The organism is Aurantimonas sp. E1-2-R+4, from assembly GCF_036549515.1.
Taxonomy (GTDB): Bacteria; Pseudomonadota; Alphaproteobacteria; order Rhizobiales; family Rhizobiaceae; genus Aurantimonas; species Aurantimonas coralicida_A.
The window spans coordinates 50,716-69,322 of record NZ_JAZHLK010000001.1 but is presented as its reverse complement, the minus strand read 5'-3'; the positions used below and the strand labels follow the sequence as shown (position 1 = coordinate 69,322).

The 18,607-nt window shown below is 64.9% G+C and carries 19 protein-coding genes and 1 tRNA gene; 6 read left to right on the top strand and 14 right to left on the bottom strand.

All coding sequences use genetic code 11. The features are described from left to right. Positions 1–41: 41 nt before the first annotated feature. From VQ045_RS00365 to VQ045_RS00335, 7 genes are all read right to left on the bottom strand, one after another. Entirely contained in the window at positions 42–767 is a 726-nt protein-coding gene (locus VQ045_RS00365; RefSeq protein ID WP_331828787.1) for an SDR family oxidoreductase, read from the bottom strand. Positions 768–847: 80 nt separating this feature from the next. Beyond that, complete coding sequence (locus VQ045_RS00360) at positions 848–2,359, bottom strand: ABC transporter substrate-binding protein (protein WP_331828786.1); 1,512 nt, start codon at positions 2,357–2,359, stop codon at positions 848–850. A 91-nt stretch (positions 2,360–2,450) separates the two neighbouring features. Then, positions 2,451–3,326: a carbohydrate ABC transporter permease gene (locus tag VQ045_RS00355; RefSeq protein WP_327624097.1), complete on the bottom strand. Its 876-nt coding sequence runs from the start codon at positions 3,324–3,326 to the stop codon at positions 2,451–2,453. Then, on the bottom strand, positions 3,326–4,219 hold the full coding sequence (locus VQ045_RS00350) for a carbohydrate ABC transporter permease (RefSeq protein ID WP_331828785.1): 894 nt from the start codon (positions 4,217–4,219) through the stop codon (positions 3,326–3,328). Before VQ045_RS00350 ends, VQ045_RS00355 begins: the two co-directional genes overlap by 1 nt. A 106-nt stretch (positions 4,220–4,325) precedes the next feature. Continuing rightward, on the bottom strand, positions 4,326–5,003 hold the full coding sequence (locus VQ045_RS00345; RefSeq protein WP_331828784.1) for a class II aldolase/adducin family protein: 678 nt from the start codon (positions 5,001–5,003) through the stop codon (positions 4,326–4,328). Beyond that, the gene (locus tag VQ045_RS00340; RefSeq protein WP_331828783.1) at positions 4,993–5,835 is read right to left on the bottom strand and encodes an HAD-IIB family hydrolase; all 843 of its coding nucleotides are present in this window, start codon (positions 5,833–5,835) and stop codon (positions 4,993–4,995) included. Before VQ045_RS00340 ends, VQ045_RS00345 begins: the two co-directional genes overlap by 11 nt. Before the next feature lie 2 nt (positions 5,836–5,837). Further along, positions 5,838–7,184, bottom strand: coding sequence for a sn-glycerol-1-phosphate dehydrogenase (locus VQ045_RS00335; protein WP_331828782.1), 1,347 nt, complete (start codon positions 7,182–7,184; stop codon positions 5,838–5,840). 173 nt (positions 7,185–7,357) lie between these two features. On the opposite strand from VQ045_RS00335, the gene VQ045_RS00330 reads away from it, so the two are divergent. Beyond that, positions 7,358–8,272, top strand: a complete 915-nt coding sequence (locus VQ045_RS00330) for a sugar-binding transcriptional regulator (protein WP_331828781.1) — start codon at positions 7,358–7,360, stop codon at positions 8,270–8,272. 77 nt (positions 8,273–8,349) lie between these two features. After that, complete coding sequence (locus VQ045_RS00325; RefSeq protein WP_331828780.1) at positions 8,350–9,855, top strand: FGGY-family carbohydrate kinase; 1,506 nt, start codon at positions 8,350–8,352, stop codon at positions 9,853–9,855. Between the two features lie 10 nt (positions 9,856–9,865). Here VQ045_RS00325 and VQ045_RS00320 read toward each other — a convergent pair whose 3' ends face one another. Next, entirely contained in the window at positions 9,866–10,759 is an 894-nt protein-coding gene (locus VQ045_RS00320) for a sugar-binding transcriptional regulator (RefSeq protein WP_331828903.1), read from the bottom strand. A gap of 180 nt (positions 10,760–10,939) precedes the next feature. Next, the gene (gene derI, locus VQ045_RS00315) at positions 10,940–11,401 is read right to left on the bottom strand and encodes a D-erythrulose-4-phosphate isomerase (protein WP_327624090.1); all 462 of its coding nucleotides are present in this window, start codon (positions 11,399–11,401) and stop codon (positions 10,940–10,942) included. 225 nt (positions 11,402–11,626) lie between these two features. On the opposite strand from derI, the gene VQ045_RS00310 reads away from it, so the two are divergent. Next, a complete protein-coding gene (locus tag VQ045_RS00310; protein WP_327646362.1) occupies positions 11,627–12,556 on the top strand; it encodes a sugar phosphate isomerase/epimerase family protein in 930 nt (309 codons plus the stop codon). Positions 12,557–12,621: 65 nt separating this feature from the next. Next, complete coding sequence (locus VQ045_RS00305; RefSeq protein WP_327646361.1) at positions 12,622–13,386, top strand: triose-phosphate isomerase; 765 nt, start codon at positions 12,622–12,624, stop codon at positions 13,384–13,386. Between the two features lie 17 nt (positions 13,387–13,403). On the opposite strand, the gene VQ045_RS21930 is transcribed toward VQ045_RS00305, so the two are convergent. Beyond that, on the bottom strand, positions 13,404–13,613 hold the full coding sequence (locus VQ045_RS21930) for a DUF6538 domain-containing protein (RefSeq protein ID WP_442873807.1): 210 nt from the start codon (positions 13,611–13,613) through the stop codon (positions 13,404–13,406). Between the two features lie 142 nt (positions 13,614–13,755). Next, positions 13,756–13,840 (bottom strand) — tRNA-Leu (locus tag VQ045_RS00295). A 158-nt stretch (positions 13,841–13,998) separates the two neighbouring features. Here VQ045_RS00295 and lipB point away from each other — a divergent pair. Continuing rightward, entirely contained in the window at positions 13,999–14,751 is a 753-nt protein-coding gene (gene lipB / locus VQ045_RS00290; protein WP_331828779.1) for a lipoyl(octanoyl) transferase LipB, read from the top strand. Here lipB and VQ045_RS00285 read toward each other — a convergent pair. Both VQ045_RS00285 and VQ045_RS00280 read right to left on the bottom strand, forming a co-directional pair. Then, positions 14,748–15,026, bottom strand: a complete 279-nt coding sequence (locus tag VQ045_RS00285) for an acylphosphatase (protein ID WP_331828778.1) — start codon at positions 15,024–15,026, stop codon at positions 14,748–14,750. The two genes, lipB and VQ045_RS00285, sit on opposite strands and share 4 nt — an antisense overlap. Continuing rightward, positions 15,023–17,038 carry an acetyl/propionyl/methylcrotonyl-CoA carboxylase subunit alpha gene (locus VQ045_RS00280; protein ID WP_331828777.1) on the bottom strand — a complete coding sequence of 672 codons (2,016 nt, stop codon included), beginning with the start codon at positions 17,036–17,038 and terminating at the stop codon, positions 15,023–15,025. The genes VQ045_RS00285 and VQ045_RS00280 overlap by 4 nt, the downstream gene beginning before the upstream one ends. 189 nt (positions 17,039–17,227) lie before the next feature. Between VQ045_RS00280 and VQ045_RS00275 the strand changes: the two genes are divergently transcribed. Further along, entirely contained in the window at positions 17,228–17,584 is a 357-nt protein-coding gene (locus tag VQ045_RS00275) for a helix-turn-helix domain-containing protein (RefSeq protein WP_442879810.1), read from the top strand. Between the two features lie 19 nt (positions 17,585–17,603). Here VQ045_RS00275 and VQ045_RS00270 read toward each other — a convergent pair whose 3' ends face one another. Next, the gene (locus tag VQ045_RS00270) at positions 17,604–18,557 is read right to left on the bottom strand and encodes a DMT family transporter (RefSeq protein WP_331828776.1); all 954 of its coding nucleotides are present in this window, start codon (positions 18,555–18,557) and stop codon (positions 17,604–17,606) included. Between the last annotated feature and the right edge of the window lie 50 nt (positions 18,558–18,607).

Here is an 18,607-nt window from a genome sequence, read left to right as displayed (position 1 = left end):
AAACGGGCTTCCTTTGGGGGTAGCGATGTGAGGCGGACGCTTCAGTAGCGCTGGCGGGTCGGCGTCAGGACGATTTCCTGCACCAGCGTGTTTTGCGGCATCCGGTAGGTCGTCAGGATCAGGTCGGCGACATGCTCCGGCCCGATTCCGCCGCCGATCGCGACCTTGTTGGCCTTGTAGGCGGCGAGCGTGTCGGGATCGTTGACGCCCGACAATACCTCGGTCTCGATCACGCCGGGCGAGATCACCTGCACGCGGACATTGTAGCCGGACAGATATTCCCTGAGACTTTCCGAGACGGCGTGGACGAAGAACTTGGTGCCGCAATAGACGGTATGGTCGGGGTAGATCTTGCGACCGGCGATCGAGCTCATCATCACCAGGGTGCCGCGCTGACGCTGCATCATGCCATTCATCACGGCATGGACGGTGTTCATCATGCCCTTGGTGTTAATATCGATCATCGCGTCCCATTCCTCCGGCGGCTGGGTGGCGATGTCGGCGAGATGGGCGACACCGGCATTGGCGAACATCAGGTCAACCGGCCCGAATTTCGCCTCGCCCTCGGCGACCGCCGCCTTGATCGCGTCACGGTCGCGCACGTCCACCTTGGCCAGGACGGCGTTCGGCAGGCCGAGCGCCTCCATCCGGTCCATACGCCGCGCCATCAACAGCAATGGGTAGCCGGCCTCGGAAAAGACCCGCGCCGTTGCCTCGCCGATGCCGGAGCTGGCTCCTGTGATGGCGATAAGGGGTTTGTCGGCCATGCAGCTTCGTCCCGTTTCTGCTTATCTGGGGATGGGCCGGCCGCCGCGCGGGAGCGGCGCGGCGGACGGCCTTTGTCGCCTCAGCCCTTGAGGACCGAGGAAACGTTGGCGGCGATCTCGTCCATCGCGGCCTTCGGAGTATCGAACTCGCCGGCGAAGTAGCGGCCGAGCCCGACCGGGATCGTGTCGCTGGAGATTTCCGCCCATTCCGGCAGATCGGGCTCGGAGCCCATGTATTTCGCAATCGTCTCACGCACGACCGGCAGATGCCGGGTGGTGCCGGCGCCGACCTTGGCGTTGGCGAGCACCCGTGGATCGTCGTAGACGCTGGCGCGGGTCGGTCCCGTACCGCCGCCGAGGACGGTTATCAGCGCCTGGGTGTCAGCCGATGTCGCCCACTGCATGAACACCCATGCGGCGTCCGGGCTCTTGGAGTATTTCGACACCGCGAGACTCGACCCCCCCTGGTGACCGACACCCGGAATCTCGCCGAAACCGGTCTTGTCCGGCGTGATGAGGCTCGTCGCCTTCGGCGGAATCGCGGCTTCCATCAGGCCGGAAATCTTGCCCGATTTCGGATCGTCGAAGAACGGGAAGAACTCGCCCCAGGAGAGCATCGACGCCGCCACACCCTGGCTGACCGACTGGCCCTGGCCGTCCCACGTCCAGCCATCGACGCCCGGCGGCATCGTCGCCTTCAGCTTGTCCCAGTACTCCATCGCCGCGAGGCCGGCCTCGTTGTTGCCGGCGAAGTTGTTGTCGGCATCGAAAATCTGGCCGCCATGGCCCCACAGCCAAGCCGTCCAGTCGCATTCCAGGCTGTAGTGACCGGATTTCATCTGCCCGGAGGTGCCGTACATCTCCGGCCCCTTGGCGTCGGTGATCGCCTTGGAGTTGGTGAGAAGCTCGTCCATCGTTTCCGGCGCCTTCAGGCCGAGCTCGTCATAGATGTCCTTGCGATACTGCATGATGAAGATCGGGATATCGTAGGGAACGCCCACCCAGCGATCTTCGTATTTGGCGATGCCGTCGACCAGCGCTGGCAGGAAATCATCCATATTATAGTCGGGATAGGCGAGGTCCGGCTTTTCCTCATATTGCTCGCGCGGATCGAAGACATCCTGGCTGAAGCTCGCCGCCCAGCTCTGATCGATGTAATAGAGGTCGTAGGTGCCGAGGCCCGAGGCGACGTCGAGGGTCAGCTTCTGCAGCACCTGCTCCAGCGGCAGCACCTCGATCTCCACCTTGATACCGGTCGCCTCCTCGAAATAGCCCTTCAGGCTGTTGGCGATGGCGTTGGAAGGCGGCGTCGACTCCGTTGCGAGGCGAAGTGTCGTCCCGGCGAAGGGCTTGCCGACATCGGCCAGCCATTTCATCATTTCCGCCGAGGGCTCTAGCGAATCCTGCGCGAAGGCCGACGGGGCGAGGTTGAGGAACGGCCGGCCGTTGCCCATGCCGAAGCCCATGCCGAGCGCGCCGACCGAAAGGCCGAGCTTGCCGGCCGAGCGAAGGAAGCTGCGCCGGTCCATCCGGCCATTGACGTAGCGGTCGGTCACCGACGCCAGATAATTCTTGCGCTGCCAGTCTTTCATGGTCTCGTTCTCCTCCGTTAGCGACAGTTGGGGCCCGCCTGTCTTCGCGGGTATGCGCCGCACCGCCTCCCTCCTCGGAGGCGGACGCGGATTACTGCTTGAGCGAGCCCATCGTCAGGCCGCGCACCAGATGCTTCTGCACCGCCAGCACGAAGATGAAGGCGGGAACGATCGCGGCCGCGCCGAGCGCCGCCATGTTGCCCCAGGCGGTTCCGACCGAGGTGACGAAGGTCGTCGAGACCACCGGGACCGTCTTGATGTCGGTCTGGGTCAGCGTCAGCGCGAACAGGAATTCCGTCCAGGAAAAAATGAAGCAGAGAACCGCCGTCGCGGCGATGCCGCCGCGCGCCATCGGCAGGACCACGCGGCGGAATATCAGCCAGCGGCTTGCCCCGTCGATGATGGCGCTTTCGTCGATCTCGGCCGGGATGTCGTCGAAGAAGCTCTTCATCAAGAGCACGGCTAGTGGCAGGTTCATCAGCGCGTGGATGAGGATCATGCCGAGATAGGTGTCCAGCAGGCCGAGCGTTTTGTACATGAAGAACATCGGGATCGCGACGGCGACCGGCGGCATCATGCGCGTCGACAGCACCCAGCCGACGAAGGCATGACGGCCGCGGAACTGGATGCGCGACAGCGCATAGGCCGCGAGTGTCGCGATGACCAGCGCCAGCAGCGTTGAACCGGTGGCAATGACGATTGAATCCCACAGCCGCGGGCCCATGAAGAAATTGCCGCCGCCCGGCGTCACGGTCAGGCGACCGCCATCGCCGAAAGTGATGCCGAAGACCTTCTGGAAATTGTCGAGCGTCGGAGCGAAGTCGAAGACGATCGGCGGGCGCGAGAAGATGTCGCGGCCGTCGCGGAACGCCACGCTCGTCCAGTAGTAGATGGGGAAGAAGAACAGCCCCACCACGACCCAGGCGAAAAGAATGCGGAGCATCCGTGGGAAAAACGCGGTCTGCATCACCACTTCACCTTCGCGAGCTTGATGAACAGATTGGCGAGAACCAGGATGATCGCGAGCGTGACCAGGCTGAGCGTCGCGCCGTATCCCCATTTGATAAAGGAGAAGGTCTGCTGCCAGGCATAGAGGCTGAGCGTGTAAGTGGCGGTGCCCGGCCCGCCCGAGGTCATCACGAAGACGTAGTCGAACACCCGGAACAGATCGATGCCGCGGATCAGGACGGCGATGGCAATCACCTTGGACATCATCGGCAGGGTCAGCCGCACGAAGGTCTGGATGGGGCTCGCGCCATCGATCATCGCGGCCTCGTAGGGCTCGGTGGGAAGCGCGCGCAGACCGGCCAGGAGGATCAGCACCATGAACGGCGTCCACTGCCAGATCTCGGCAAGCAGCACGCCGGCGAGCGCCAGCGACGGCGTCGACAGGATCGGCGTTTCAGGGCTGAGGACGCCGATCATCTGGAGGAAGAAGGTCAGCACGCCAAACTGCGAATCCTCCATCAGGAGAAACATCATGCCCACGATCGCGGGCGGGACGACCAGAGCCATCGTCAAGAGACCGCGTAGGATGCCGAAGCCCGGCTCGTCGGAGTCGAGCAACAGCGCGATTCCCATGCCGAGCGCCAGTTCGAAGACCAGCGCGATGATGAAGTAGAGAAAGGTCACGCCGAGCGACTGCCAGAAACGACTATCCTCCCACAGCTGCACCCAGTTCTGTCCGCCGACATATTCCAGCACCCGCCGGCGCGGGACGAATTCGTGGAAGCTCAGCCAGATATTGTAGATCAGCGGAAAGATGGTGAAGACCACGAGAAGCGCGATCAGCGGCAGGAGCCACGGCAGCGGGTGGTCCGAGATGACGGTGCGGCGGACAAGATCGGGCGACGGGGTCAAGCGCACGACCTCCCCGCCCGGCGGCCGCCGGCCCACGGCGAACGGCACACAAGTCGCAAGGCCGCGCGGTGGATGGAGTAGCGGAAATGGATCGCGGCGCGCGTCCTCATCGCTTCGACGCTTCCTTGCGAGACTGCAGGCCGTAGCTGCCGAATCCCTCCAGCACCTCCGCGATTTCGACGTCGCTGAGGATCACCGGACCGCCGTCGAGCTGGAGGCTGTGATGATACTGCTTGGCCAGCGTCTCCAATTCGACCATGCGCCACATCGCCTTGTCGAGATCGCTGCCGATGGTAATGGCGCCGTGGTTGGCGAGCAGGCATCCCGTTCGGCCTTCGAGGGCCGTCAGCGCCTCGTGGGAGAGTTCCGGTGTGCCGTAGCGAGCGTAGCCCGAGCAACGGACGTCGGTGCCGCCGAACACCGCGACCATATAATGACAGGCGGGAATCGCGCGGCGGGTGATCGCCAACGTGGTAGCGAAGGTCGGATGGGCATGGACGACCGCCCCAGCATCGGGACGCGCGCGCAGGATGTCGCGATGAAAGCGCCATTCGGTCGACGGCTTCAGCGGTCCCGACCAGTCCGTGCCGTCGCCATCGAGGGGCATGAAAACGATCTTCTCCGGCGTCAGCTCCTCATAGGGCGTGGCGCTCGGGGTCAAAAGCATCGCATCGCCGTGGCGCGCCGAAATGTTGCCGGACGTGCCCTGGTTGATGCCGTTCCGGTTCATCTCCAGGCAGAGATCGATGATCTTCTGCCGCAAAGCCCGCTCGCTATCGCGCATCGGCCGCCTCCCTGTGCCGCGCCTTGCCCTCGTTCCGATCGCGGGCCGACAGGATGACGTCGGCGATCTCGACGAAGCCCTCGCCGCCCGCGCGCGCGGCGACGAAGGCCGGATCGGCATCCATCTCGCCGGTGAAATCGAGGACGTTGGCAACCCCGCAGCTGTTAGGAAAGAAGCCGAACATCGGCGCGTCGTTGGGGCTGTCGCCGGCAAAGACGATCCGATGCTTCTCGGCCTCGAGGTCGATGCCCAGAATCTCGGCCGCGAAGCGCCGGGTCATCGACAGCTTGTCATAGTCGCCGAACCAGCCATTGACGTGGATCGAGGAGATTTTCGCGACCGCGCCCTCCTCCTCGAAGATCGTCTTGATCCGGGCGATATCGGCCTTTCCAAGCGGTGCGACATCCTCGCAGAAGTCGATGGCGAGATCGGCTTCCCGGTAGAGCTGATCGGCGGAGATCGCTGCGCCCGGCACCTCCACGAGAATCCGCCGGCCGATTGCTTCGAGCCGCTTGCGGTTGGCGGCGCGCTCGAAATCGCTCGCGAAGAAGGTGCGGCGCATCCGCCGTTGCGCCCCGTCATGGGCGAAATAGAAGGCGCCGTTCTCGCCGACGACGCCCGTCACCGGCCAGAAGCGGGCGACCATGTCGCACCAGCCTGCCGGCCGGCCGGTGATGGGCGCGACGAACAGCCCGGCGTCATGCAGCGCCTCCAGCGCGGCGTAGGACGCCGCCGGAAGCCGTCCGTCCGTCGTCAACGTATCGTCGATGTCGGCAAAGATGCCGATGATCGAAGCGGCCACGTCCGAGGGCATCTGCGAGATCGGGCGCATCGTCAACGCTCCCCCGCCGCGAAATCGGCCAGGAGACCGGCGTCGTCCGCGATGTCGAGGACCGAGAAGCGATTGCGCATCTCGCGACAATGGAGCACCGCCTCGCGATAGAAAGTCACCGGCACGCCGAGTTCGCCCGCAGTGGTGGCGCCGCCCGCGGCCCGCAGCAGTCGCTCCATCTCGTCCGCCGGGATCGCAAAGCCGAGACATTCCTGCCGAAGCTGCGACCATATCTCGATCATACGGGCGTTGAGCCGGTCCGCGCCTGCCTGGTCGAGCGCCTTCTTGCGATATTCCTCCAGACATTGGACGGCGATCTCGGGGCCCATCCGCCGGACCATGTCGGCCTCGTCGATACGGGTCGGGCGCACCGTCGGCGGCGTGTCGGAGGCGAGGATGCGCTGCTGCAGCCGCGCCATGGTCAGCGAGGCGACGCCGACCTGTTCGCCATGCAGCGTGCCGGGATGCCGGTCGCCGGCAAAACAGTCGATGTAATGGGAGATCTGATGCTCGCCCATGGAGCCGTGATGGGAGACGCCGGTAAAGGCGATTCCTAGGCCGCACAGCGTCAGGACGCGGTAGAGATAGCCGATGGCCTCCATATCTCCGGCTGCTATACCGGCGGCGCGGGCGTTCAGTTCGCGCTCATCGGCTTCCTGGATGGTGTAGGGCACCTGCTGGTATTCGGTGCCAAGCAGCCGGTGCGAGATCCACCAGTCGATTTGCGCGACCGAACGCGCCAGGCAATCGCCGAAGCCGGCTGCCGCCAGTCGCCGCGGCGCCACCGCCGCCACGCCCAGATCGACGAAGAAGCCGCGCGGCGCGATCGAGGGCAACGACACCTTCAATCCGCTGTCCAGCGTGATGGAGGCGGTCGAGGAGGTGTAGCCGTTCATGGAGGCGGCGGTGCCGAAGACGCAATAGGGCCGCTTGTCTTCCGCGACGACGTATTTGACCAGGTCGTTGACGGTGCCGGAGCCGACCGCGATAGCGCCGTCGAATCCTGTGAGCCGCAGCCTGAGCGCGGCGATATGGGCCATGTCCGCATGGGGATCATCGAGCAGGATGACGGTGACGTCCCATCCGACCAGCGCCTTTGCGACACGATCGCCCAGCGCCGCAAATGTAGCCGCGTCGGCGATCAGAGCGATCCGGCCGCCGAGATTCATCGCGTCAACGAGTTCGGCTTCCCGTCCCGCCAGACTCTCTGCGATGACCACGCGGTCGTAATCGACCGCGGCCGGCGCGCCGGTCTCCGGATGGATCCACCGCCCGTCGATGATCTCATCGATGAGCGACGTCCAATTCCGCTCATCGTCGACGGAACGTGGCTCCCGGATGTCCGACATGTCGCCTCCCATTTATCGACATCTGACACCGACGTTTCGCATTTGTCAAACAGATGACAGAACCGTTTGACAAAAGTCAGAGACATGGCATTTTCGACCGGATGGATCAGCCTGCAACCCTTCACGGCCCGAGTCGCGGGACGCCAAAGCCGCCACCGGAGTTCGACGACGTCGTGACCTGGGCCGCGTGGCTCTACTATGTCGACGAGCTGACGCAGGCCGCGGTCGCCGCTCGCCTCGGTGTTTCGCGGGCGAGTATAGCCAACTACCTCCAGGAAGCGCGGAGAAGCGGTCGGGTAACCATTCGGGTGGACAGCGCGGCCGTCGCGCGCACGGCTTTGTCCAAGGCGCTGGCGAAGCGATTTGCGCTGGTTGCGGCAACTGTCGTTCCCGCGCTGCCGAACCACCCCGCAGAACAACGCATCGGCGCCGCGGGGGCACGGGTGCTGGCCGACGTTCTGGAGCCCGGCGACATTATCGGCGTCGCCTGGGGCCGCACGATCCTTGCGGCGGCGCGGGCCACCGAGGCCAGCCGAATACCGGATCTGACCATCGTCCAGGTGTCCGGCAGCTCGGCGAGTTCGGCCGATTTCTCGCCGGAGCTGTGCACGACGCTGTTGGCCAACCAGCTCGGCGCCCGCTGCGTCAACCTGCACGCGCCCGCCGTGCTGTCGAGCCGGGACCTGCGCGACCGGCTTCTCGCCGAACCGTCTCTGGAACGCCAGTTCGCGCTGATCCGATCGGCGACGAAGGTCGTGTTCGGCGTCGGCGAACTCGGTCGGAAAAGCACCTTCGCCGAAAGCGACATGCTCGATCCGGTTGCCTTGCGGCAGATTCAATCCGAAGGGCGCGCCAAGGCCGTGATCATCGGCCGCCTGATCGACGCGGCCGGCGCCCCGGTCCCCTGCCCGATCGATGACGGCATCGTCGGGATTTCGCTCGCTGATCTGAAAAGCGTTCCGTTTCGCCTATGCTTGGCCGGAGGGCCGGCCAAGCGCGATGCCATTCTGGCGGCGCTCAACGGGGGATACGCGACCCACCTGGTGACGGATTCCGACACGGCGGCGGCTCTTCTGGAGGCGAACTAAGCCGAGCACGCGAGCACTCCCCGAAAACGGGGGCGACCCTTGCGGGAAAAACTGAGCGGAGGTCGGGAGGAGGAAAAATGGCCCGGAAACGGCATGTCATCGGCATCGACAGTTCGACCCAGAGCACCAAGGCGATCGTCTGGGACGAAGACGGGCGCGCGGTCGCGGAAGGGCGCGCGACCATCGCGTTGTCGACGCCGCAGCCGGGCTACGCGGAGCAGGACTGCGAAGACTGGTGGGACGCGCTGACGGTTTCGGTGAGCGCGGCGGTCGCGGCGGTCGGCGCCGATACGGTGGACGCGGTAGCGATTTCCAACCAGCGCGAGACGGTGGCTTTTCTCGATGCGGACGGATGCGCGCTGCGCCCGGCGATGGTTTGGCTCGACGAGCGTTCGATCGGCAGCTATGCCGCCTATGCCGACCAAATGGGCCGCGACTGGCTGCACCGCACGACCGGCAAGCCGGTGGACACGATCCCTGTCGTCTACCGGCTGGATTGGTTGCGGCGGAACGACCCGGCCATTCTCGACGCGGCACGGCACATCGTCGACGTCCATGCCTTCCTGACGGGGCGCCTGACCGGCCGCAAGGCCGCGAGCTGGTCGAGCGCCGACCCCTTCGGCATTTTCGACATCACGGCGATGGACTGGTCCGACCCCATTCTCGACAGTGTCGGCGTCCGGCGCCAGCAACTCCCCGATCTGTTGAAGCCGGGCAGCCGGGTCGGCGCCATCACCGAGGCGGCATCGCAACAAACCGGCCTGCGGCCCGGCACCCCGGTCTTTGCCGGCGGCGGCGACGGCCAATGCGCCGGCCTCGGCACCAATGCCATGGAGCCCGGGACGGTCTATCTCAATCTCGGCACCGCGACGGTCACCGGGGTCTATTCTCCAACGCCGGCGACCGACCTGCACTGGCGCACGATGACGGCCCCGACCGGCGAGGGCTATTTCCTCGAAGCGCTGCAAAAGGCCGGCGCCTTCTTCGTCAATTGGGTCGTGGACAATTTCGCCGGGGGGCGCGACGACCCCGGGGCCTTCGATCGATTGGAGGAGGCTGCGGCCCAGCTGCCGATCGGCTCGCAGGGACTGACCATGACACCGCATATCATCGGCGTCATGAACCCGCATTGGGACCCGGCCGCCCGCGCCGCGATCGTCGGCCTGTCGGCCAATCACGGGCGGGCGCATTTCTATCGCGCGGCGATCGAGGCTCTGACCGCCGAAATCACCCGCGGAATCCAGGCGATGGCCGCCGAGGGGCTGGCGCTCGAGCGAATCCGTGCGATCGGCGGCGGGGCGCAAAGCCGGCTCTGGCTGCAGATGCTTGCCGACGCCGCCGGCCTGCCGGTCGAGCGCAGTCGCACGGTGGAAGCCTCGGCGCTTGGCGCCGGCATCGTCGCGGCCGTCGGCGCTGGCTGGTTCCCCAACTACCCGACCGCCGCCGCGGCGATGACGGCGATCGACCAGACGGTCTATCCCCGACCCGAATACGCCTCCCAGTGGAAGTCGCTCTGCGCGCGTCAGGGGCGAATCTATGCGGACACAAGAGCGTATGGGCGCGGCATGATCGATGGGCGATGAGGTATCGCGGTCACCGCTCGCCGCTCTTTGCCAGAATCGCGCGAGCGGTGATCTCGTCGGTCACCAAGCCGTCGAGAAAGCCGCTGCGCAGGAGGGCGAGGGTCGGGGAAACCTTGTCGGCGCCACCGGCAAGGGCGACGACGCGGGATGCGCTAAGATGAGCCAATGTCGGGGACAGCGCCCGGGCGCTGACAGCTTCCGCGACCGGTTGACCGTCGGAATTGAAGTAGTGGCCGAGAAGTTCGCCGACCGCCCTGCCCGCGCGAATCTCGCCGATCTCGTCGGTGCCGACCATGCTGTTGGCGAACAGGAATGCATCCTCGGTCACATCGCCGATGCCGGCAAAGACCAAAGGCGCCGAACAGGCCAGATCGAACACTTCCGCGACGCCAGGCTGGCTGAGAAGTACCGCCTTGTCCTCGGCGGTATTGGCAAAGGTCGGCAGCGGGATTTGAAAGGCTTCAGCGCCGGTCTTCTCGGCCAGGCGGTGAATGACATCGTAGGGGTTGGCGGCGAAACGGCGGGTAAAGCCGCCGAGCACCGAGACGAAGCGGGTCCGTCCGGTCGCCACTGCCGGCATGGCGTTGACCGCGGCGGCGAGCGTGCGGCCATGGCCGACGCCGATGAGGGCGTGCTCGCCGCGCTCGATCTCGTTTTTCAGGAAGTTGGCGCCGGCGATGCCGAGCGCCCTGAGAGGAAGCGGCGTCTCTTCGCCGAGATCCGGCGCTACGCTGCAGAAGTCGAGACCAAAGCGCTGGCGAATCGTCTCCTCCAGGTCAAGGCACTCGGCCACCTCCGCATCGACGAATACCCGCACCAGGCCATCGCGGTTGGCGCGCGCGATCAGCCGGTGCGCCTTGATGCTGGTGACGCCGAGCCGCTTGGCGATCTGGCCCTGCGTCATGCCGCCGGAAAAATAGAGCCACGCCGCACGCGCCGCGAGACCGGCCTCCCCATTTTCGTCGTGGCGATGTGGCGCCTCGTTCAGCACGGCGTCCTCCTGGTTCCAAGGCGTTTCAGCGGCGGACCGAACCGCGGGGCTTCCACGTCGCAATCTGTCCGCCACAGTGTCGATAATGCGTGCTCAGCGCGCGTGGTACTTGTCGTCGAGCGAGTTCATGGCGGCGACGTTGGCACCCGAAGAACTCTGCGGATCGAACTCCGAATCCAGGAACTTCTCGACGATCGCCTTGGCGAGCTCCGGTCCGATCACGCGAGCGCCCATGGTGATAATCTGCGCGTTGTTGCTCTTGACGGCGCGCTCGGCCGAATAGGTGTCGTGGGTCAGCGCCGCGCGAATGCCGGGCACCTTGTTGGCCGAGATGCAGACGCCGATCCCGGTTCCGCAACACAAGATTCCGCGGTCGTATGCGCCGTCGAGAATCGCCATGGCGATCCGCTCGGAGGTCGCGGCGTAGCGCTCGTCGGCGTTTGCAGGCGCCGCGCTGGCGTCGTCGAATTCCACGTCCTCGCGGGTCCGAAGATACGCGGCAACCGCCTTGACCAGCGGTTGCCCCGCGCCATCACCGCCGATGATGATCTTCATATGCGTTTCCTTCTTCACCGTTCGAGGCCCGACAGAAAGCGCAGCCCGCGCCATCCCCATCGCCGGATGGTTGGTCCACGCGGGCGCCAGCGCCGAAACATCGAGAAAGATGCTAGGTCACCGGAAGGAAAATTGCAAAATATTGCGGCACATGCATAGTTTTTCATATCGCACGGGCGCCAGTGCTTTTGCCCGGTTCCAACCACCCGTTACGAAGAAGCTTCCATGCCCTTCACCCTATCGATCAGCACAAACCCTCTGGTCAACCGCTTTGCCGACCCGGAAGACCTGATCGCGATCATCGCCGCGGAGATCGGCATCGGCCATGTCCAGTTGACGCACGAGTTTGTCAACCCGTCCTGGCCGGCGAAGACGCTCTCTCCCATCGTAGCGCGGATGGCCGCCGCAGCCGACGCCAACGGCGTCTCCATCACATCGATGATGACCGGGCCCTATGGACGGCTGAACCATTTCGGTCATCCCGACGCCGGCGTGCGCGCCTACTATGTAGACTGGTTCAAGACCCTGGCGGACGTCGCCGCCGATCTCGGCTGCCCGGCGATCGGGACGCAATTCGCCATTCTGACCTACCGGGACTTCGACGACCGCGACCGGCGCGAAGCGCTGCTGCGGGTCGCTCTTGAGTGTTGGCGCGAGGTCGCGGAGCACGCCGCCCGACGCGGCCTGACCTCGATGTTCTGGGAGCCGATGTCGATTGGCCGCGAGTTCGGCCACACGCTCAAGGATTGCGCCGCGTTGCAGCGTTGGATCGACGCAGGCGGTCTGCCGATTCCGCTGAAGCCGATGATCGACATCGACCATGGCGACGTGTCCTCGCCCGATCCCGCAGACACCGATCCCTACGCCTGGGCGGAGCGGTTCGCGAAAGCCTCGCCGATCATCCACATCAAGCAGAGCTCGATGAACAAGGGCGGGCATTGGCCCTTCACCAAGGTGTATAACGAGGACGGACGCATCATACCGGACAAGTTGCTGGCGAGCATCCGCGCCGGCGGCGGAACGGATAACGAGCTCTGCCTGGAACTGGCCTTCCGCGAACGCGAGCCGAGCGATCGCGAGGTCGTCGCGGCGATGGCCGAGTCCGTTGCGTTCTGGTCCTCGCACACGGAAGTCGGAAGACCCAAGGTGGCCTGAACCGCCTTCATCCGCGTTCTGCCTGTCACGATCGCCTTCTGCGACAGTCCTCAAGGAGCCTCTCCATGGCGACCCGCCCCTTCATCGGCACCAGTTGGAAGATGAACAAGACCCGCGCAGAGGCGGCGACCTTCTGCGATATTCTGCGTTCGTCCCACTGGGCCGGAAGCGACGCCGCACGTCTCTTCGTCATCCCGCCCTTCACCGTGCTGACGCAGGTCGCCGAAGCACTCGAAGGCACCCGTGTCACGGTCGGCGCCCAGAACGTCCATTGGCAGGATTCCGGCCCATGGACGGGCGAGATTTCCCCGATCCAGGTCGCGGATGCTGGCGGAACCCTCGTCGAGATCGGCCACAGCGAACGGCGGACATTCTTCAACGAGAGCGACGAGACGGTGGGGCTGAAGACGGCCGCCGCAGTCCATCATGGGCTCACGGCCCTCGTTTGTATCGGCGACACCCGCGCCGAATACGAAGCCCGCCAAACGGCCGCCGTCCTCAAGCGACAGACTGAGGCGGCGCTGTCGAAGGTGGAATGGACCGAGGGCGCCGAGGTGATCTTGGCCTACGAACCGGTCTGGTCGATCGGCGAAGGGGGGACGCCGGCCGATCCCGACTTTGCCGACGATCAGCAGGCGAACGTCAAGGCGCTGGTCGCATCGCTGATCGGCCGCCCGCTGCCCGTGCTCTATGGCGGCAGCGTCAATCCCGGCAATTGCGTGGACCTCGCGCGCCGCGACAACATTGACGGGCTCTTCATCGGCCGCTCGGCCTGGGAGGCGAACGGATATCTCGGCATCGTTGCCGCCGTCGTCGCGGCGCTCGGCTGATGTCTCGCAAAACAACGCTACGAACTGGCCGGCCAAGATCGATCAACCGTTATCTCGTCTGCACGGGGCTGGCTAATGACTTCGTCAGTCCCCACTGCCAAGGTTCGCGCCTTTATCGCAGCAGCCTGTTCGTCACTGGTTCTGAGAGATCGTTCCCAGAAGGAAAAACCCACCAAATCAACGATGTCAGGGGGTACACGTCGAAAGAAGTGGAATATCCACCGCATCCCGCGCCGCTTAAGGAACGAGGCCATCGTCTGCAGGCCTTCATTTTGAAAGCGTGTGGCGCAAAATTCGATGCAACTGGTGGGAAAATGCAATCGGCCTTCGGCGTAGATGCCAAACTCGAACATTTCCAATGAGAAAGGCTGGTGCGGTCGAGAAGACTCGAACTTCCACGGGTTGCCCCACAGCGACCTCAACGCTGCGCGTCTACCAATTCCGCCACGACCGCACGCCGTGTCTACCAAGGGCGCGAGGCCATCGGTGGCGGGCATGTAACAAGACTTACCCGGTCGCACAAGGGCTATTCGGCCGATCCCGGTCGGCATTGTCCTCACGGGCGCGCGGCCAACGCTTTTCGACGGCGTTCGGACCAGCTAAACACCCTCCATGACAGCGACGATCGAGACAGCGATGAGCGGCTCCCGGCTATCGACCGTGGCGGAGCGCTTCCTGGCGCGGCCCGGTTCGGCGCAAGTGGCGTGGCACGTCATCGACGGCCCGACCCCCTACCCCGAGGCTTTGGCGATGATGGAGGCCCGGGTCGCGGAGATCGCATCCGGAACGGCGCCTGAAACGGTGATTCTCCTGGAGCATCCGCCGCTCTATACGGCCGGCACCGGTGCCCGGAACGAAGACCTCGTCGATTCCACGCGATTCCCGGTGTTCGCCGCAGGCCGCGGTGGCGAATACACCTATCACGGCCCCGGCCAGCGCGTGGCCTATGTGCTGCTGGATCTGAAAAGACGGCGCGAGGACGTGCGCGCCTTCGTGGCAGCGCTGGAGGCCTGGATCATCGCGACGCTCGGCGACTTCCAGATCAAGGGCGAAAGACGTGAAGACCGCGTCGGGGTCTGGGTGCGACGGCCGGAGCGTCCGACCATGGTCGACGGCAGCATTGCCGAAGACAAGATCGCGGCGATCGGCATCCGCGTCCGCCGCTGGGTGACCTTCCACGGCATCTCGCTCAACGTCGACCCGGAGCTGGAGCATTTCTCCGGCATCGTGCCCTGCGGCATTCGCGGCCACGGCGTGACGAGTCTTGCCGATCTCGGCGTTCTCGCATCAATGCCGCAGGTCGATATCCTGCTTCGACGGCAATTCGAGGCGGTGTTCGGCCCGACGATTGACGCGACCCGTTAAACCGTCGGCCTCACGTCGAAATCGCCACGCGGACGTTCCTCCGTCGGCGTTCCTTCGACCGCCGACACCGAAGCGCCGGCCGGCCCGGTCCACAGCGCCGCCAGCATTTCGTCGACCACGTCCAATGGCCCGGCCAACACCGCCTCGACATCGCCGGATCGGCGGTTGCGCACCCAGCCGGAAAGCCCCCGTGTCACGGCTTCGCCCTGGCACCATGCGCGGTAGCCGACGCCCTGCACCTGGCCCCGCACCAGACAATGTATCGCCGTGGTCACTGGAACTCCATGATCACCGCGTCGACCGCCAGGCTATCGCCGGGCGCCGCCTTGAGGCTCGCCACGGTCAGATCGCGCTCGGCCCGCAGGATATTCTCCATCTTCATCGCCTCGACGATCGCCAGCGTCTCGCCGGCCTTCACCTCCTGCCCCTCATCCACCGCGATCGACACGACGAGGCCCGGCATCGGACAGAGCAGCAATTTCGAGGTATCTGGCGGCAGCTTCACCGGCATCAGCTTTTCCAGTTCGGCGATCGTCGGCGACATCACCTTGGCCTCAAGCCAGATCCCGTCGAGAAACAAGGTCATCCCATTCGGTCGCGAACGAATTTGCGCAGTCCGCTTTTCCCCGTCGATCGAACCCGACCAGGGGGACATGCCGGGCCGATGGTCTGTCGAGACGGTAAAGGTTTGTCCATCGGTGGTCATTCGATAGAGGACGTCGCCGCCCTCCCCGGTCATCGTCCGCGCCACGTCGACCGCCAGATAGTCCCCATCGACTTTCACCACCCAGGCGGGCGGTAGCGCGCCTGAATGCTCGCGCAACCGGTCGATATGATGATCGAGCCGCTGCTTGCGGGCGATCTCGATCGTCGTCGCGATCAGCGCCGCCATGCGCCGGGTTTCGTCCGACGCCGCCGGCCGCTCGAAGCCGTCCGGGTATTCCTGGTCGATGAAGGCGGTCGAGATTCGCCCCTCGCGCCAGCGCGGATGGGCCATCAGGGCGGCGAGGAACGGGATGTTGTGCGCGATTCCCTCGATCTCGAACTGGCCGAGCGCGTCGCGCATCGCGTCGATCGCGGCCTCGCGGGTGTCGGCATGGGTACAAAGCTTGGCGATCATCGGGTCGTAGAACATCGAAATCTCGGAGCCCTCCGTCACGCCGGTGTCGTTGCGCACGGTGGCCTCGCCGAGCGGGCCTTCGGCGGGCGGACGATAGCGCGTGAGCCGGCCGATCGACGGCAGGAAGCCCCGAAACGGGTCCTCGGCATAGATACGGCTCTCGACCGCCCAGCCGTTGAGCTTGATGTCATCCTGCCGAAGCCTGAGCGGCTCGCCCGCCGCCACCCGTATCATTTCCTCGACGAGGTCGACGCCGGTGACAAGTTCGGTCACCGGGTGTTCTACCTGCAGCCGCGTGTTCATCTCCAGGAAGTAGAAGTTCCGGTCCTTGTCGACGATGAATTCGACCGTGCCGGCGCTCTGGTAGTCGACGGCCTGGGCCAGCGCGACCGCCTGCTCGCCCATCGATGCGCGGGTATCGGCATCAAGGAACGGCGACGGCGCCTCCTCGACGACCTTCTGGTTGCGCCGCTGGATGGAACATTCCCGCTCGCCGAGATGAACCGCGTTGCCGTGAGCGTCCGCCAGCACCTGGATCTCGATATGTCGGGGCTCGACGACGAATTTTTCGATGAACACCCGGTCATCGCCAAAGGACGAGCGCGCTTCGGATCGCGCGCGGTCGAAGCCGTCGCGGCATTCCTTCTCGTCGAAGGCGATGCGCATGCCCTTGCCGCCGCCGCCGGCCGAGGCCTTGATCATCACCGGATAGCCGATCTCGGCGGCGATCCTTGTCGCTTCGTCGGCATCCTCGATGATGCCGAGATGGCCGGGGACGATGCTGACGCCCGCCTTCTGGGCGAACAGCTTCGATTCGATCTTGTCGCCCATGGCGCGGATCGCCTTCGGCTTCGGGCCGATGAAGACGATGCCGTTGTCTTCCAGCAATTCGCAGAAGGCGGCGCGTTCGGACAGGAAGCCGTAGCCCGGATGCACCGCCTCGGCGCCCGTCGCCTGACAGGCCTCGAGGATTTTATCGCCGAGGAGATAGCTTTCGGCCGCAGGCGGAGGCCCGAGATGCACCGCTTCGTCGGCCATCGCCACATGCACTGCGTTGCGATCGGCGTCGGAATAGACCGCGACCGTCTTGATGCCCATGGCCTTCGCCGATTTGATGACACGGCAGGCGATTTCCCCGCGATTGGCGATCAGGATCTTCTTGAACATGGCGGCGGGCACTCCGAAACAGGGCGGCGGCGTCTTCTCGACCGGTCCGTTTTGACCTTTGGGCGGAAATCCTGCAAGCCGACACTCGTCTAAGAAACGAATGTCGCGATCCGATCGCACTTGTCGCGGCCAGTCACCGTCGCGTCGGGCGAGAATCCGGATTTCGGCCGGCGTTAAGAGGAGACAGATTTGACCAAACCGATGACACAGCAGGATGATGACACGATCGGCGGACGGATTGGCCGCAGCCGCGAGGCGCTCGGGATCGACATTGCAGAATTAGCGACCAAGATCGGTGTCAAGCCGGAGACGATGCGCGGCTGGGAGCGCGACCGCGCCGAACCGCGAGCGAACAAGCTGATCATGCTTGCCGGCATCCTCGGCGTCAGCCCGGCCTGGCTGATCGGCGGCTATGGCGAGGGGGCCGAGGACGTGGATCTCGACGACACCGGCCGCGCCGCCAAGCTCGACCTCTTGCGCTCGCGCCGCGATGTGATCGACGGCGAAATCACCAGGCTCGAAGCGCTGGCCGCGAAATCCGGCTGATACGTTCGCCGGATTCGCGTCAGCGCACGACCGGCGGCTTCTGCGGATGACGCGCGATGCGCTGCTCGCGAAAATAGATAAATAGCCCGGACCCGACGATGATCGCCATGCCGAGCCATTTCGGGCCGTCGGGCATGTCCGCGAAAATCAGATATCCGAGAAAGACGGCGGAGACGATTTCCACATAGCCGAAGGGTGCGAGCACCGAGACCGGCGCAAGCTTGTAGGCCTGGATCAACATGAGATGGCCGGCCGTGCCGATCAGACCGGCGCCGATCAGGAGCAACCAGGTTGACCCGCGATCCGACCAGCGAAACGTCAGATCAGCGATTCCCAGAGGATGGCCGATGATCATGGCGATCAACAGGACCAGAACCCCTCCGGCGCCGGCGTGAAACAGCATCGCCAGCGGGGTCGATCCCCGCGACGCGCGGCGGGTAAAAATGAGGTAGAGGGCGACGAAGAACGCCGCCGCGACCGGCAGCAGCGAGACGATACCGAACACCGAATAGCTCGGCCGGATGATGATCAGCGCACCGAAGAAGCCGATGACGACGGCAACGATCCGCCGCCAGCCTATAGTCTCCTTCAGAAGGAACGCAGCCAGCAGCGTGAGGATCATCGGCTCGATCAGGAACACAGCCGTGGCATCGGCCAGCGGCATGAAACGCAGCGCGGCGAAGAAGGCGAGCCCCGCCACCCCCAGACACGCCCCGCGCAGAAGATTGAGCCCGAGATGACGCGTCCTCAGGGCACCGGGACCGTCAATATACAAAAGCAACGGCAGGATCGTCGCGGCTTGCGAGAAGAGCCGGACCAAGGCCACCTCGCCCGCTGAAATGTCATGGGTGGTGACCAGGATTTTCCCGAAGGCGTCGAGCAACGGAATGATCGCCGACGCGACGACGAGAATGACGATGCCGCGGACGATTTCGGCGGGCGTGTTCTCGAAGGTCTCGGCGAGTGAGGTCATGTTCGTCCATGGCACAATCGCGTTATGGCTGCCATGAGAAATGGAACGCT